The organism is Phenylobacterium sp. (assembly GCF_028290885.1).
Lineage (GTDB): Bacteria > Pseudomonadota > Alphaproteobacteria > Caulobacterales > Caulobacteraceae > Phenylobacterium.
This window is the reverse complement of the sequence record NZ_JAQGIZ010000210.1, coordinates 1-15,532: the sequence shown is the minus strand read 5'-3', so window position 1 is coordinate 15,532 and position 15,532 is coordinate 1. Positions and strand designations below refer to the sequence as shown.

General features: G+C 66.7%; 15 protein-coding genes and 1 tRNA gene. 8 read left to right on the top strand and 8 right to left on the bottom strand.

Annotated features, from left to right (window positions below; translation table 11 throughout):
• The first annotated feature begins 156 nt into the window (after positions 1-156).
• Both JWP28_RS14335 and JWP28_RS14330 read left to right on the top strand, forming a co-directional pair.
• Positions 157-1,146 carry a hypothetical protein gene (locus tag JWP28_RS14335; protein ID WP_299543906.1) on the top strand — a complete coding sequence of 330 codons (990 nt, stop codon included), beginning with the start codon at positions 157-159 and terminating at the stop codon, positions 1,144-1,146.
• A 67-nt stretch (positions 1,147-1,213) separates the two neighbouring features.
• Positions 1,214-2,086, top strand: coding sequence for a hypothetical protein (locus JWP28_RS14330; protein ID WP_299543905.1), 873 nt, complete (start codon positions 1,214-1,216; stop codon positions 2,084-2,086).
• Positions 2,087-2,213: 127 nt separating this feature from the next.
• On the opposite strand, the gene JWP28_RS14325 is transcribed toward JWP28_RS14330, so the two are convergent.
• Complete coding sequence (locus tag JWP28_RS14325) at positions 2,214-4,259, bottom strand: prolyl oligopeptidase family serine peptidase (RefSeq protein ID WP_299543904.1); 2,046 nt, start codon at positions 4,257-4,259, stop codon at positions 2,214-2,216.
• Between the two features lie 203 nt (positions 4,260-4,462).
• Between JWP28_RS14325 and JWP28_RS14320 the strand changes: the two genes are divergently transcribed.
• The 3 genes from JWP28_RS14320 to JWP28_RS14310 all read left to right on the top strand — a co-directional run bounded on the left by JWP28_RS14320 (position 4,463) and on the right by JWP28_RS14310 (position 7,468).
• Positions 4,463-6,028 (top strand): PAS domain S-box protein, encoded by a 1,566-nt coding sequence (locus JWP28_RS14320; RefSeq protein ID WP_299543903.1) that lies wholly within the window; start codon positions 4,463-4,465, stop codon positions 6,026-6,028.
• On the top strand, positions 5,982-6,605 hold the full coding sequence (fixJ, locus tag JWP28_RS14315; RefSeq protein WP_366143819.1) for a response regulator FixJ: 624 nt from the start codon (positions 5,982-5,984) through the stop codon (positions 6,603-6,605). Before JWP28_RS14320 ends, fixJ begins: the two co-directional genes overlap by 47 nt.
• Positions 6,606-6,736: 131 nt before the next feature.
• Positions 6,737-7,468, top strand: a complete 732-nt coding sequence (locus JWP28_RS14310) for an ATP-binding protein (RefSeq protein ID WP_299543902.1) — start codon at positions 6,737-6,739, stop codon at positions 7,466-7,468.
• Between the two features lie 118 nt (positions 7,469-7,586).
• Here the strand turns inward: JWP28_RS14310 and JWP28_RS14305 are convergent, their stop codons facing one another.
• From JWP28_RS14305 to JWP28_RS14290, 4 genes are all read right to left on the bottom strand, one after another.
• Positions 7,587-8,306 carry a response regulator transcription factor gene (locus tag JWP28_RS14305; protein ID WP_299543901.1) on the bottom strand — a complete coding sequence of 240 codons (720 nt, stop codon included), beginning with the start codon at positions 8,304-8,306 and terminating at the stop codon, positions 7,587-7,589.
• Positions 8,307-8,308: 2 nt separating this feature from the next.
• Complete coding sequence (locus tag JWP28_RS14300; protein WP_299543898.1) at positions 8,309-8,695, bottom strand: response regulator; 387 nt, start codon at positions 8,693-8,695, stop codon at positions 8,309-8,311.
• Between the two features lie 217 nt (positions 8,696-8,912).
• Entirely contained in the window at positions 8,913-9,065 is a 153-nt protein-coding gene (locus tag JWP28_RS14295) for a hypothetical protein (protein ID WP_299543896.1), read from the bottom strand.
• Positions 9,066-9,094: 29 nt separating this feature from the next.
• Positions 9,095-10,093, bottom strand: a complete 999-nt coding sequence (locus JWP28_RS14290) for a WYL domain-containing protein (protein WP_299543894.1) — start codon at positions 10,091-10,093, stop codon at positions 9,095-9,097.
• A 77-nt stretch (positions 10,094-10,170) separates the two neighbouring features.
• On the opposite strand from JWP28_RS14290, the gene JWP28_RS14285 reads away from it, so the two are divergent.
• Positions 10,171-10,458, top strand: a complete 288-nt coding sequence (locus JWP28_RS14285; protein ID WP_299543892.1) for a hypothetical protein — start codon at positions 10,171-10,173, stop codon at positions 10,456-10,458.
• Here JWP28_RS14285 and JWP28_RS14280 read toward each other — a convergent pair.
• Together JWP28_RS14280 and JWP28_RS14275 are read right to left on the bottom strand one after the other, a co-directional pair.
• Positions 10,455-10,811 carry a DUF6285 domain-containing protein gene (locus tag JWP28_RS14280; RefSeq protein WP_299543890.1) on the bottom strand — a complete coding sequence of 119 codons (357 nt, stop codon included), beginning with the start codon at positions 10,809-10,811 and terminating at the stop codon, positions 10,455-10,457. The two genes, JWP28_RS14285 and JWP28_RS14280, sit on opposite strands and share 4 nt — an antisense overlap.
• Positions 10,808-11,803 carry a phosphotransferase family protein gene (locus JWP28_RS14275; protein WP_299543888.1) on the bottom strand — a complete coding sequence of 332 codons (996 nt, stop codon included), beginning with the start codon at positions 11,801-11,803 and terminating at the stop codon, positions 10,808-10,810. The genes JWP28_RS14280 and JWP28_RS14275 overlap by 4 nt, the downstream gene beginning before the upstream one ends.
• Positions 11,804-11,915: 112 nt before the next feature.
• Between JWP28_RS14275 and JWP28_RS14270 the strand changes: the two genes are divergently transcribed.
• Complete coding sequence (locus JWP28_RS14270) at positions 11,916-13,253, top strand: acyl-CoA dehydrogenase family protein (RefSeq protein ID WP_299543886.1); 1,338 nt, start codon at positions 11,916-11,918, stop codon at positions 13,251-13,253.
• Between the two features lie 173 nt (positions 13,254-13,426).
• On the opposite strand, the gene JWP28_RS14265 is transcribed toward JWP28_RS14270, so the two are convergent.
• On the bottom strand, positions 13,427-14,839 hold the full coding sequence (locus tag JWP28_RS14265; protein WP_299543884.1) for a Mur ligase family protein: 1,413 nt from the start codon (positions 14,837-14,839) through the stop codon (positions 13,427-13,429).
• 337 nt (positions 14,840-15,176) lie between these two features.
• Here JWP28_RS14265 and JWP28_RS14260 point away from each other — a divergent pair.
• Positions 15,177-15,252, top strand: a tRNA-Asn gene (locus JWP28_RS14260).
• Positions 15,253-15,532 lie beyond the last annotated feature (280 nt).

Below are 15,532 nucleotides of genomic sequence, written 5' to 3'. Positions count from 1 at the left end.
CGCAGCGGACTGCAAATCCGTGCACCCGAGTTCGATTCTCGGTCAGGCCTCCAACCTCTTCAGTGGGATACTGAAACTCACGCGCCAGTGTTTTTTGCTCGTCAGTGTCTTGTCAGTTTCCGGCCTGCAGTTGCGCCGAGAATTCAGAGCTAATTGATGAGCGACGCAGCTCCGCCGAGAGAGAAGAAACAGATCACAAAGCTGTCGGACCTCGTGCCGGTCGAATGGATCGATCCGACACGCCATGGCGGCATCATCATGGATTTCTACTCTTCCGCCCTGGCTCGCGGCTCTCCCGGCCAGGAACTCGTGGACAGCGCACGCGGTCTCGCCGCCTCCATTTGCCCCCATCCTCTGGTGTGGCATTTCATGCGTTTCGAACAGGAACAGCCGGTCACCTCCTCAGTCACCTATTCAATCTACTCGGAGGGGAGTCGCACCCTCGATCTGCGCCTCAACAAAGGCGTCATTCCGGTGGGCGACTATGTCGTCTTCGTTACTCCGGTGCGCCTAACTGAAGAAGGAGGTACCGCTGACGGCGAAGCAAACCACGCTTTGAACGTCGCGCGCGGTGTCCTGACGGCGCTTGCGGGTCATTCAGCGGCTCAGCAGCTGGTTCTTCGGACCTCACCCCGGATCGACAAGCTCGACTTCATGACGCAGAGCGCGGGGATCTTCGAGAACTTTGCGCCGCCGGAGGCCTTTGCGTTCTGCCTGCCCGATACGATCGCGACACTCAGCCGAAAGGCGGCGACCCATGCTCATCCGGAGCGCCAACGTCGCTTCGCCACGGCATTGAGCTTCGTCGGCCGCGCCGCAGCGGAAATGGATGCCACGGTTCGCTTTAGCCACTTGTGGATCGCTCTGGAGGTATCCGCGGGCGGGTTCGGCAAGGTAGACGCGTTGGTAAAGCGGATGGTCCAGGCCGACGGAGCGGTTCGGATGTTGAAGGAGATCAAGGAAGCTCGTCGCCAGCTCTTCCACGAGGGGCGCCGATACGCACTCTCACAGGACGAGGAGCGTCTCATCTGCGCAGTCGTCATCGCGACGCCGCTCTTTTGGTATGGCGTCACCGATGAGCGGCTGAGCGCGGCCATCGGGGAGATCGGTCGGCTGGGGAAGAGCGGGATCGCGCTCGGTGAGTGACGGTCCTTCGCAGCAACCTAGCGGCCGGGGACTTGCCGCCGTTGGCGAAGCGAGCGCGAATCTCGCCATGGACGATTCCGACACCAACACAGCAGAACAAAGGCAGTTCGTTCGGGCAATCCGATTGGACCCGGATTTGGATCGCCCACTCTATCGCATCTTTCCACTTTGGTCCTTCGAAGACATGCTTCGCGTGGGGCGGCTAGTGTTGGTCCCACCCTCGTTCTGGGAAGACCCGCTCGAAGACATCCCATCGAGCATCATGATGCAGGGCCCAAACCACCGCCAAAAGAGCTTGGTGGAGTATTTGAACACAGCTTTTGCACAGTGTTGGTCATTTGAAAGCGAATCCGACTCTCTTCTTCGCGCCTATTCGCGCGTGTCGATCGATAAGCTCCACAACCGAAATACTGAGCCACGCTATGAGGGCGTTCAGGTGCGTACGACGCCCAGGAAGCTCATTCATGCGCTGCTCCCGTGGGCAGAAAGCGTCGACTGGGGACAGCTCTATCTTGGTCGCGTCGAATACCTTTCACACGACGAAGCATCACAAAAGATCGGTAATGTTCTCGCGCGTGTCGGACCCTACGAGATCGCTCGTGGAGACAACCGAGCGCAATCGTTACTGCTAAAGCGAAAGGCGTTTTCGCACGAAGATGAAGTCAGGGTGATCTTCATTTGCAACGACAGGCGCCAACTCCGAGAACCCCTTACGATCAACATAGAGCCCAACGATTTCATCGACGAGGTTAGGTTTGATCCAAGACTGATCATCTTCGAGCGCCGCGAGCGAGAGGAGACAGCGAAGTCCCTTGGATACAGCGGCGCGTTCGCTGAGTCGCTCCTCTACCAGAAAACATTCTTTCAGACGATCTTGCCCTGGAATTGGGCCGATTGGGACCTCCCGGAGACTGAAGAAGACTCCGGCGGTCAGCCGTAGCGCATGCGCATACCCCGAAAAGCTGGCTCCTATCATGGAGAATAGGTGGGTTCCTTTGCCATCCGGCAGCCTAGAAAGGCCCGCATTCCCCTACGGGCGCTGAGAAGATATCCAGCCCTCCCCGCCCTCAGTTCATCAACCTCTGCGTCAGGTAGGTGTATTCCAGCGCCACCCGCATGGCCCGCTCGTTGAGGTTGGCCGCGGCGGCGTGGCCGCCGTCGATATTCTCATAATAGAGGTAGTCGTAGCCGAGCTCCTTCAGCCGGGCCGCGGCCTTGCGGGCGTGCGCCGGGTGGACCCGGTCGTCCTTGGTCGAGGTTTCCAGGAACACCCGCGGATAGGGCTTGCCGGCGGCCAGCAGCTGGTAGGGCGAATAGGTGTCGATGACCGCCCGCTCGGCGGGGACCGCGGGGTCGCCGTACTCGCCAACCCATGAGGCGCCGGCGCCGATGTGGGTGTAGCCGATCATGTCGAACAGCGGCACCTGGATGACGATGGCGTTGTAGAGCTCCGGGTGCTGGGTGAGCGCCACGCCCATCAGCAAACCCCCATTAGAGCCGCCCATGATGCCGAGCTTCTTCGGTGAGGTGATCTTGCGCGCGATCAGGTCCTGGCTGACGGCGAAGAAGTCCTCGGAGACCCGCATGCGGGTGAGTTTGAGGCCGGCGTTGTGCCAGAGCGGCCCGAACTCGCCGCCGCCGCGGATGTTGGCCAGCACATAGACCCCGCCCTTCTCCAGCCACAGCTTGCCGACCGTCGAGGCGTAGGTGGGCGTCTCGCTGACCTGGAAGCCGCCGTAGGCCGTGAGCAGGGTCGGCGCGGCGCCGTCGAGCTTCAGGTCCTTCGGCCGCACCACCCAGTAGGGGATCTTCGTGCCGTCCTTCGACGTCGCCCAGAACTGCTCGACGGCGTCCCTGGAGGCGTCGAAGCGCGCCGGCAGGGTCTTCAGCATCTGCGCCTTGCCGGTGGCGCCGTCGGCGATCCATTGGCTCGACGGGGTCAGGAAGCTGGTCACGTTGGCGATCAGGGTGTCGTCCGCCTCGGAGGTCGAGGCCACCCCGATGGTGGAGTCCTTCGGCAGGTCGACCGCCTGCGAGGTCCAGCCCGTCGGCCCGTGCCGGAAGCTGAGCAGCCTGGCCTTGACGTTGTCGTAGAGCACCACGCCCAGCCGGGTGCGGGTGTTCCCCACCTCGTCGATAGCCTGGCTCGGGCTGGGCCGCAGGATCAGCGTCCCGGCCAGTTTCGCGGGCGCGGCTTTCACGGCGTTCAGGTCGAAGGCCAGGAGATCGCCCTGCCGGAAGCCCCTGGCCGGCCAGTCCTCCTCCAGCGTCACCACCATCTGGCCGTCGACATAGGCCTGGATCGACGACCGTTTCGGCAGGTCGAGCTGCACCGGGCCCTTGTCGGTGACCAGGTGGTATTCGGAGTTGAAGGTGTCGAGCGGGCGCTGGATCACCAGCGCCTGCACCTTGCCGTCGGGATCGGTGAGCGTGATCGGCTGGACGCCGTAGCCGCCGTCAGCCGCCGTCCCGCGATAGACCTCGTGGGCCGCCGACAGCGGCTGGCCGCGCTTCACGAGCTTGGCGATGTAGGGATAGCCGGAGGTGGTCACCTCGCCCGTCGTCCAGTCCGTGGCGACGACCAGGGTGTCGCGGTCGATCCATTCGAAGCGGTGCTTGCCCTCGGGCAGGTGGAAGCCTGCGTCGACGAACCGGGCCGTGGCGGTGTCGAACTCGCGCACCTCCACGGCGTCCTTGCCGCCATTGGACAGCGAGATCAGGCACAGCCGCTCGGTGGGCTTCAGGCACTGGGCGCCCTTGAACACCCAGTTGGCGCCCTCGGCCTTGGCCAGGGCGTCGATGTCGAGGATCGTCTTCCACTCAGGCGCGGCGGTGCGGTAGCTGGCGAGCGTGGTCGTCCGCCAGATCCCGCGCACGTGGTCGGCGTCCTGCCAGAAGTCGCGCAGGGTTCCGTCGCCGGCGATGCCGACCGCGGGGATGCGGTCCTTGGCCGTGGCGATCTTCAGGGCGTCGGCATAGAGGCCGGCGTAGCGCGGGTCGTTCTGCAGCTGCGGCAGCGAGCGCGCGTTCTCGGCCCTGGCGAACGCCAGCGCCTGCGCGCCGTCGGCCTCCTCCATGTAGGCGTAGGGATCGGCGGTCGCGGCTGCGCCCATGAGGAATGCTCCCACCAAAAGGGCGGCCGTGGCGCGCACGATCATGATCCGTCGAACTCCCCTGACTGCTGATCCGAGAAGAGGCGATGACGGCGCGAACCTCAAGACCCCATCGCATTCCCGTCACGGGCGAATCGCGCGGCGCCACACCGCTAGGTGTTCGTACGGAATTGATCTGACTGCGGAAGCGCGCAGAATAGCTGATGCTCGCAAGTCTGCGCGAACCGACATTCATGCATAAGGTCTGGTCCGCCTTCGATCTCAGCCCGACGGACGGCGGTAATTCCCTACGCGGCTTCTTCGCCGGCCAGTTCCTCGCGCTGCTGACCGCGGTGACCACACTGGCCCTCCACCTGCTTGCGGGCCGGCTGTTCGATCATTCGGTCTATCTGTTCTGCCTGCCGGCGCTGCTGGTCTGTTCCGCGCTGGGCGGCCGCGCCTCCGGCCTTAGCGTCACCCTGATCCTGGCCGCGGGCGCCTTCGTCGCCGACGCCTACGCCGGGCTGCCCGAGCCGGAGCGGATCGGACGGGTCGCCCTCTTCCTGCTGTTCGGCGCAGCCGTGGCCTATGCGGGCGGCCGGCTGCGGCAGGCGGTCGGAGATCTGCGGCGCCGGCTGGCGGCCCAGGACGAGCGCGAGGCCATCCTGCGGGCCAGCCTCGACGCGGTCGCCGAAGCCAGCGTGGTGATCGACGAGATGGGCGATATCGTCAGCTTCAGCCACGCCGCCGAGCTGCTGTTCGGCTGGGCGGCGAAGGACATCCGCGGCCGCAACGTCAAACTCTTGATGCCGCAGGCGAGCGCCGAGGCGCACGACGGCCAGGTCCGGCGCTATGTGGAGACCGGCGAGCGGCGGGTGATCGGCAGTTCGCGCCAGGTCACCGGGCGGCGCAAGGACGGTGGCGAGTTCCCGGTGGAGCTGCGCATCGCCGAGGTCCGGATCGGCGCCCGGCGGTACTTCACCGGCGTGGCGCGCGACCTCAGCACGATGCGGGAAGCCGAGCGGCGCTCCGACGAACTGCATGCCCAACTGACCCAGATCTGGAGCCTGAACTCCATGGGCGAGATGGCTTCGGTGCTGGCGCATGAACTCAACCAGCCGTTGTCCGCAGTCGCCAACTATCTGCGGGCCGCAAGGACCCTGATCGCCAACCTGGAGATCGACGAGGACGACCTCCTCGACGCCGTTTCGCGGGCCGGCGACCAGGCCGTGCGGGCCGGCGAAATCATTCGCACGATGCGCGATCTGGCCACCCGCGGCGGCACCGAACAGAAGCCGGAAAGCCTCTCCGCGATCGTGGCAGAGATCGAATTCATTATTAATTTAATGGTCCGCGATGCTGGCGCAAGAATTTTTTACAAGCTCTACAATGGCTCGGATACAGTGCTGGCAGACCGTATCCAGATTCAGCAGCTTATGGTTAACTTGGTCCGCAACGCCATCGATGCAGTCGCCAAGTTCCCAGATAGAGAAATCCGTATTTCGTCGCGACCCGATGCAGATGGTAAACTTCTTATGACAGTCGAGGATAGCGGTCCAGGAGTCGATCCATCCGTCATGGGTCGGGTCTTCCAACCGCTAGCCAGTACGAAGGCCACGGGAATGGGGCTAGGCCTTTCGATTTGTCGCGCTATAGTGGAAAACCACGGCGGGCGAATCTGGGTCGAACCCAGCCCGTTGGGAGGCGCCGCCTTTAGTTTCGTACTGGCGCGGACGGGTGTGAATGGTGATGACGCAAGCGTCCGATCGGACCGTGTTCGTCGTCGATGACGACGAGGCCGCATTGGACTCGCTCGTCATGTTGCTCCGCTCGGATGGGCTCAACCCACGCGGGTTTTCCTCCGCCGACACGTTCCTGGACGCCCTGACGCCCGAGGCCCGCGGCTGCATCATCAGCGACGTGCGTATGCCCGGCATGGACGGCGTCCAGTTGATCCGGGCGCTGAAGTCCATGCACTGCCTGCTGCCGGTGATCGTCATCACCGGCCATGCCGATGTGACGGTGGCCGTCCAGGCGATGAAGTCCGGCGCCGCGGAGTTCATTCAGAAGCCGTTCGAGAGCGAGCTGATCCTGCGCCTGGTGCGCGCCTGCCTGGAAGAGAACGACGACGCCGTCGACGCCAGCGCCAAGCGCGACCGCGTGCGACGCCGGATCGAGAGCCTGACGGCGCGCGAGCGACAGGTCCTGGATCTCGTCATGCAGGGCGCCAGCAACAAGGTGATCGCCTCCAACCTCAGCATCAGCCCACGGACGGTGGAGATCTATCGCGCCAACGTCATGTCGAAGATGCGGGCCGACAACCTTTCAGATCTGATCCGCATGACGCTTTCAAGCGGTGCGGCCTAATGGCTAGGTAGATGCCCCTAGGTAGTGGCTCTGAAGTGCATTCTCGGCATGCGTGTGCTTGATTCGCCCTCGAAATGACCAGTGGCGCGACATCCCCGTCCCAGGTGACGCTCCCCCCGGCGGTCCGCGGATTGGACGCTGAGCGCCTGGCGGCGCTGCACCGCATGTCCGGCGCGATCGTCCACGACCTCAACAACCTGTTCGGCGTCATCGTCGGGGCCAATGAGCGGCTCGCCGAAGAGCTCGGCGAAGGCGGCGACCGGCAGAAGCTTGCGCTGATCGGCCTCGAGGCCGCCGAGCGCGGCGCCGCCTTGCTGCGCCGCCTGCTGACGCTCGCGCAGGACGAGGCGCCGGAGCTCGACCCGATCGATTGCGCCGACGTCCTGCAGACCCTGCGCCGGCTGGCGCGCCAGGCGATCGCGCCCGGCGTGCGCTTGAGCGTCTGGACGCCCGCCGCGCCGCTGCATTGCGCCGGCGACCGCACCGGACTCGAGATGGCGCTCCTCAACCTTTGCCTGAACGCCGGTCAGGCGACCTCGGACGGCGGCGGCGTGTCCGTGCAGGCGCGAGCCACGCGGCTTGCGGCCGCCGAAGCCCGGAGTCTCGGCCTCACGCCCGGCGGCTACGTCGCCTTCACCGTTCACGACACCGGCAAGGGCATGTCCGCCGAGACCCTCGCCAGGGCGACCGATCCCCTGTTCACCACCCGGCCCACCGGCACGGGACTTGGCCTGAGCTCGGTCCTCGATTTCGCCACGGCCGCCGGCGGCGCGCTGGTGCTCCAGGCGCGCGAGGGCGAGGGCACGACTGCGACGCTCTTCGTGCCCCTCGTCCAGGCCGCCGAAACCGCCCAGGCGGCCTGAGACCCCCCAATATTCCGCTCATCCCCGCGAAGATGGAGGGCAGCCCCTCAAACGCGAAAAAGGACCGGACGCCGTTTGGCGTCCGGTCCCCCTTGGCGCTGGCTGAGGAGTTGGCGGATCAGGCCGCCAGCGCCTGCTCCTCGGCCGGGATCTGGGCCTGGGCCGGCGCGTCGCGCAGCATGTAGCCGCCGCCCCAGACCGTCTCGATCGCGCTGGCCCCCTGGGTCGCGTGGGCGAGCTTCTTGCGCAGCTTGCAGACGAACACGTCGATGATCTTCACCTCCGGCTCGTTCAGGCCGTTGTAGAGATGGTTGAGGCACATCTCCTTGGTCAGCACGGTGTTCTTCCGCAGCGAGAGCAGCTCCAGCACCTTGTATTCGCTGGGCGTCAGGTGGACCGGCACGCCGGAGACCTCGGCGCTGCGGGTGTCGATGTTGAGCGCGATGGCGCCGGTGCGGATGATCGATTGCGAGTGGCCGCGCGAGCGCCGCACCACCGCGTTGATCCGCGCGGCCATTTCGGCCTTGTGGAAGGGCTTGGTGATGAAGTCGTCGGCGCCGGCCGACAGGGCCTTCACCTTGGTGTCGACGTCGCCGGTCGCGGTCACCACGATCACCGGCGTCCTGACCTTGTTGAGCCGGATGGCGCGCAGCACCTCCAGCCCGGTCATGTCCGCCAGCTCGAGGTCGAGCAGCACGACGTCGTAGTCGTAGAGGTCCGCCAGCTCGATCGCGTCCTCCCCGAGCTCGGTCGCAAAGACGTTGTGCCCTTCGGCCGTGAGCTTCAGCTCGATGCTCTTGGCCGCCACTGGATTGTCTTCCACCAACAGAATATGCATAGCTAGCTTCCCCGTACCTCTAAGTGGTTGGAATTGTTCTCGATCAGGCGGTTTGAAAGCGCCACGATCTGCGACATGCGAAAGGGCTTTGCGAGAACCGCGTCGGCCCCCAGGTGCTTCGCCCAGCTCAGGTAGTTGCGTCGGCCGCCGGTCCCGGCGCCGGAGATGGCGATGATCTTCGGGGGCGAGGGCTTGCGCCTGATCTGCAGGATCGCGCCGATGCCCTCCATCTCGGGCATGACGATGTCGGTGACCACCAGATCGGGCTTGTGGGCGTCCAACAGGCGCAGGCCCTGGCGGCCGTTTTCCGCGGAGATCGTTGTATAGCCGGCGGCCGCAAAGGCCTGCCCCATCAGCCAGAGCAAGGCCGGGTCGTCATCGATCAGCAAGACCTTGCCGCAGCGATGGCTCGCAGCGTCTTGCAGGGGTTGGCGACGGGTGGGCATCTGGGTGCGAACTCGGCGTTGACTTATGGTTAACGTCTTTAACCATGCTGATTCGCGAGCTTCACCCTGAGATGACTACCTAGGGGATTTCCCGTATGGGTAGAGCTGGGGGATTTATCTGGGCCAGCAGGACCGTCTTGGACCGGCTAGCGCGCTGTATTCAGGCCCTTTCGCGCCAGATGGAAAGGGCGAGCCCGGGCCGCGCCAGGAACAGGATCAGCCAGACGGCCAGTACGCCCAGGTAACGCACGCCGCGGCGGCGGGGGCGGATTTCGGTCTCGTAGAGGTTGGCGTAGTCGGCGATGACGCTCATGGCGATCTCCTCGATGCAATGAGGAGGGCTTAGGCGCCCGCTACGACAGTCCCGGACGCATGCGCGCGGCGCGCGATTTCGATCTGCTCGACCAGGAGATGTTTGAGCCGGGCGGGACCGACCACCTGGACCTGGTCGCCCCAGGTGAACAGGTGCCAGGCCAGCTCGCGCATGCCGCTGGCCCGGAAGCGCACGACCACGGAGCCGTCCGCCTGCGGCTCCAGCTGCTGGTTGGCGTGGAAGCGCCAGCGCAGGGCGCCCTCGGCGGAAGCCGGCAGGATGCGCAACACCACATCCTCGGTGTCATCCTGGTAGATGCCGAAGCTTTCGTCGGCGTAGTCCTGCAGGGAGAAGCCCTCCGGTCGGCTGGCGGGACGCTCGCTCACCGCCACCTCGTGCAGGCGGTCGAGCCGCCAGTTGCGCGGGCCGCCCTCGCCTTCCGCCGCCACCAGGTAGTTGGCGCGGCCGAAAAGCACGCCATAGGGCGTCACCTCCCGCACCCGCCCCGGCGTCGCCCCGCCCTCGTAGCGGAACCGGAGCGCGTGCATCGAGAGCAGCGCGGCGCGCACCGCGGACAGCACCGCCTCGTACTCGAAGTGCCTGGGCCCGGCCTGCACGGCGATGGTTTCGGCCTGCAGCAGGGCCTCCATGTCGGGGTCGAGCTTGCTTCGCTCCGCCGCCCGGGTGGCGTAGAGCACCTTCTGCTCCAGCGACTTCAGGGCGCCGGCCCGCGCGCCGGCCCCCTGCTGGGCGAACACCTCGGCGGCCGCGGCCAGGGCCGCGAGCTCCTCCGCCGTCGGCGCCTGGAAGAGCCCGTCCAGCCCGGCCGGGATGCGGAAGCGCCGCGTGGGCGGATCGTCGACCTCCTCCAGCTGCGGGAAGACGTCGCGCACGGCGTCGCGCATCCGCTCGGCGGTGCGGCGGCCGACGCCCAGCCGCTCGGCCATCTCGTCGAGGGTTAGGCCCTCCGACGTGCCGGCCAGCATCCGCGCCAGCTCCAGCAGCCGCCCGGCCTTTTCATGTCGCATTTTTCGCTACGTCCGATTCTGGCGCACCCAGGGATCAGAACCGAAGCCATCGCAACCCGCAAACGGAGTTTCGCATCATGGCTTCCCAGTTTTCCCGCCGCCGCTTCGCCGTCCGCCGCCCGGCCGAGACACCGGCGCTCGAGCGCCCCGCCCTCCCCGGCTCGGTGGTCGACGCCGTCCTGCGCTTCCACGACGAGGCCCAGGACCAGGGCTCGGGCCGCACCCTGCTGCGCCTCAGCCCCAAGCGCCTGAAGGCCCCCGAGGTGAAGGCCTACCTCGGCAAGCTCGCCTCCCGCGCCGCCAACGTCGCCATCCTCTGGAACGAGGACGAGAGCCAGATCATCCGCGTGCTGGAAGCGGCCTAGCTTCCTTCATGCCGATAGTTCGGCTGGTCGATGGCGAGCTGGTCGAGCGCCATGACCCTGAGCGCCGCCAGCAGCCCCGGCGTCTCCACCGTCAGCTCGCCGGTGCGGATACGGGCGCAAAGTTCGCCGTTGAGCTCGTCGTAGCCGCCGGTGCGCCCGAGCACCTCGCTCATCCGCGCAACGGCGGCGGCCTCCGCGGCGGGCCCCTGCGTCAGCTCACGGCGCACCGTCGCCAGGGCGTTGGCCGCGACGCGGGCCAGGAAGGCGTTGCGCGGGTCGAGGCTGGGCCGGATTGCGTCGATCCAGCCGGCGACGGCCTCGACAAGCTCCTCGGTTCTGGGGTGGGTGATCACAGGCCCTGCTCCAGAAGAATGACCAGATCGGCTTCGGTTTCGGAGACGCGCCGGCCGATCATCGGCCGCTCGACGGAACGCTCCGTTCCGTTGGCCCAGCTCATGTACATGGTCAGGCACATGACGCCCCAGCGCAGCGATCCCAGCATCTGCCAGAACCGCACGCGGGAAAGCTCGACCGGCCGCCCACCGGCCGCGGCGTAGCCGGCCAGCAGGTCCGCGTATTCGCCGAAGCCGCCCACCGGCCGGTCGGGCCGCCCGAAGCGCCAGGAATTGGTGCAGATCCAGCCCATGTCCTCGGCCGGATCGCCGATATGGGAGAGCTCCCAGTCCAGCACCGCCACCAGGCCGGTCTGAGGATCGAACATCAGATTGCCGTTCCGGAAGTCGCCGTGCAGCAGCACCGGCTCCACAGGATTGGGGATGTGCCTGCGCAGGTATTGGAACGCCAGCTCCAGGATCGGCCGTCCGGCGCCCACAGCCCGGTAGACCTCCTCGTAGCGGTCGAGTTCGCCAACGCCGTCTACGGTCTTCAAGGCGAGGCCCGGCGGCGGCGGGGTGGCGTGGATCTGCGCCAGCACCTCGCCGCACCGGCGGGCGAGGCCTTCGCGCACGGCGTCGAACCGCGGATCGGAGACGATCTTGCGGCCCAGCGTCTCGCCCTCGACCCGGCCCATGACGTAGGCCTCGCCCAGGCCGTCGGCCGCTTCGCAGATATGCCGCACGGCCGGAACCGGCGCGCCTCTTTCGCCCGTGGCGCGGATCAGCGCCGCCTCGGTGGCGAGGCTGATGGAGCGGGCGTTCTCCGGATCGAACGGCGCGCTGCGCCGCCGCAGGATCAAGTCCTCGCGGCCAGCGGGACTCACCAGGGCGAACGCCCAGGTCTCCATGCTCGCCCCGCCGGACAGCCGCTCGGCCGAGGCCAACACAGCGCCCCCGCCGCCCAGGCGGACGGCCAGCTTTTCCAGCGCTGAAGGAACATCGACTGTCATGACCCGACGGAATAGGTGGTTTGATCTAGGCTGGCGATCTGGCGGGTCGCGGACCCGCTTGTAAATCCCGACCCGACGTCAAGCCGCCAAGAGCTTGTAAGAGGAAGCGACCATGGACTTCGACCTGCCCAAAGACCTCATCGACTATCTGGCCGAGCTCGACGCCTTCATCGAGGCCGAGATCAAGCCGTTGCAGGCGCAGGACGACAACGAGCGCTTCTTCGACCATCGCCGAGAGAACGCCCGCACCGATTGGGACAACAACGGCCTGCCGCGCAAGGAGTGGGAAGAACTGCTGGCCAAGGCGCGCAAGCTGGCCGACGACGCCGGGCACCTGCGCTACGCATGGCCGCCGGAGATGGGCGGCAAGGGCGGCAGCCAGCTCTCCATGGCGGTGATCCGCGAACACCTCGCGGCCAAGGGCCTGGGCCTCTTCAACGACCTGCAGACCGAGCACTCGATCGTCGGCAACAACCCCTTCATCCTGATGTTCAAGGAGTTCGCCACCAACGCCCAGTACGAGCGCGACGCCGAGAAACTGCTTGGCGGCAAGATGCGCACCGGCTTTGGCCTGACCGAACCCAACCACGGCTCCGACGCCACCTTCATGGAGACCACGGCGGTCCGGCAGGACAAGGACGGTCAGCCCGGCTGGCTGATCCGCGGCGAAAAGATGTGGACGACGGGCATGCACGTGGCGACCCACGTGATGGTCTTCGCCCGCACCTCCGGCAAGGACGGCGACGCCACGGGCATCACCTGCTTCATCGTCCCGGCCGACGCGCCGGGCGTGAAGATCGAGGAGTACATGTGGACCTTCAACATGCCGACCGATCATCCGCGGGTGAGCTTCACCGACGTGTGGATTCCGGAGGACAGCTATTGGGGCCAGATCGACCGCGGCCTGGGACTGGGCCAGAGTTTCGTCCACCAGAACCGCATCCGCCAGGCGGCCTCGTCACTGGGCGCGGCCCAGTTCTGCGTCGACGAGAGCGTGAAATACGCCCGCCAGCGCAAGCCCTTCGGCAAGGCGCTGGCCGAGAACCAGGCGATCCAGTGGCCGCTGGTGGAGCTGCAGACCCAGTGCGAGATGCTGCGCCTGCTGATCCGCAAGACCGCCTGGCAGATGGACCGGATGGAGCACAAGGAGATCGAACGGACGATCTCCGACAAGGTCTCCATGTGTAACTATTGGGCGAACCGGCTGGTCTGCGAGGCGGCCGACCGGGCCATGCAGGTGCATGGCGGCATGGGCTATTCGCGGCACAAGCCCTTCGAGCACATCTACCGCCACCACCGCCGCTACCGGATCACCGAGGGCTCGGAAGAGATCCAGATCCGCAAGGTGGCGGCGTATCTGTTCGGCTATGCGGGACCGAAGCGGCGGGAATTCGAGGCCATGGGGGTTGGGCGCGAAGACTACGTCCAGCCGGTCCCGGCGCGGCCCTAGGCGGTAGCCGCCGCGGTCTCGGCGGAGCAGAGCCTTCCCCCGGTACGGGGGAAGTGGCCCAAGACGCCCTTGCGTCGCGGGTCGATGGGGGAAGTTGAAGGATGGAAGACACTTCCCCCATTGTCGCCCGGCTTCGCCATTGGCGACATTTCCCCCGTACCGGGGGAAGCCAGCTAGGCGGCTGCGGCTTCGGCGTAGAGGGCGTCGAAGACGGGCGGCAGGCTGTCGGGCAGGCCTAGCAGCGGGCCGGAGGACAGCAGGAGGACGACTTCATCGCCGTGCAGGGCGCTGAGCGCGCGGGTGGCTTCGTCGGCCGTGCTGACGCCCTCGACCGGCACGCCGGTGGCGGCGGTGCGAGCCAGGATCTCCTCGAAGCTCGATTGGTGGTGGGTCTGGGCGCCGTGGGTGGGCGGCGGGACGATCAGCACGCGGGCCGCGCCCTCGAACACGGTGTCGTACCAGGCGAGCGCGTCGCGGCTGCGCCAGGAGAAGGTGTGCGGCTCGAAGACCACCGTCAGCGGCCGGTGCGGATAGTGCAGCAGCAGCGCCTCGATCGCCGAGCGGGCCTTTTCATAGGAGGAGCCGAAGCCTTCGATCACCGGCACGACGGAGCGCGTGGTCAGGCGGTCGAGCCGGCGGCGGATGCCGGCGAAGCTGGCGACGGCGGCCTGCAGGGCCCGCTCGGAGACCAGGCCGCGCTCCAGCAGGTAGGCCGACACGCCCACGATGTTCTCGATGTTGTGCTCGCCAAGGAGGCCGGTGGTCAGCGCCAGCGCGCCCCCGTCAGGGCTGACCAGGGTGAACTGGGTGGTGTCGCCATAGACCACGTCGTCGGCCCACCACCCTTCGCAGCGCTCGGTGTCGTACCAGACGATGCGGCAGACGGCCTCGCCGGCGACGGCGCGGATCGCAGCGCTCTCGCGGGCCACCAGCAGGCCCTCGGCCGGCAGCAGCCGCAGCAGCTCGCGGAACGGCGCCTCGTAATCGGCGAAGGTCGGGAAGACGTTGACGTGGTCGTGGACCAGCGAGGTCAAGAGCACGTCGCGCGGATGATAGAGCAGGAACTTCGAGCGCCGGTCGGCGGGCGCGACGATGTACTCGTCGCCCTCCAGCACCACCTCGGGCGCGGTCCCCCAGTGGCCGGTGTCCGGCAGCGACGGCGAGATCGCGCCGACCATCCAGCCCGCGTCGTGGCCGGCCTCGCGCAGCACATGCGCCATCAGCGCCGTGCAGGTGGACTTGCCGAAGGAGCCCGCGACCACCGTGTTCGAGCGGCCGTCGGTCGTCCGCCCCACCAGTTCGGGGAATGTGGTGATCGTCGCCCCCCGCCGGCGCGCCTCGGCCACCTCGGGATTGGCCTCGCCGCCCAGCTTGGCGCTGGCGCCCAGCACCAGCACGTCGAGGCCGTCCGGCAGGTTGGCAGCGTCGAACCGGCGATGGAAAGGAAAGCCCAGGCCTTCGACGTAGGTCGACATCGGCGGGAAGACGTCCTCGTCGGAGCCCGAAACCTCATGGCCGGCTTCGCGCATCATCAGGGCCGCGGCGCTCATGCCTGCTCCCGCGACGCCGGTGAAGTGGATGCGCATGGGCGGCGCTTCCTTTCGGTTTGTTGGACCCCCGCCGCTCAACTAGCCGATTGCGACGCCGCGTCCAATCGGGCCGCGACGAAGCGTCCCGTTACGACGTCCTTACGCGGCCCGCAGGCTGTTAACCCCGCCTTAACCACACGAGTCCACCCTCGACGAGTCTTCCATGAAGACACCCCACCATCACCGACTTCCTTCCAGCCCGGCGCTCGCGCCGGGCTCTTTTTGCTTTGGTGAAGGGGCCCGGCGCTCGCGCCGGGCTCTTTTTCTGGAGCTCCCGGCCCCGGCTTGCGTCGCCGCGGCGGCCAACGTATACCCCCGGCCCTCGACGGCCTGATCACGGATAGCTCAGTTGGTAGAGCAGTCGGCTGTTAACCGACTTGTCGCAGGTTCGAGTCCTGCTCCGGGAGCCAACCTTTGCCGTACGCCGGCGCAGCGATATACGCCGGCGTGGATTCCTCTCTTAAAGTTCTAGCCGCTTCGCCTTTGCCGCACCCCCTCCTCCGAGGAGGGCGCAACTGGTCGAAGCCAAGGGTAAAATATTGCCGACCCCCGGCCCCCCTAGGTCGGCGGGGCGCCGATCGTAGATCGGCGGCCGGATCGCAAAAATACCTACACACGGCGCCCTCTGCGGGCTTCTGGGTGGTGCTCCTGAGGACCTAAGGCGGGTCTGCGCCGGAGGCGGACTCTCAC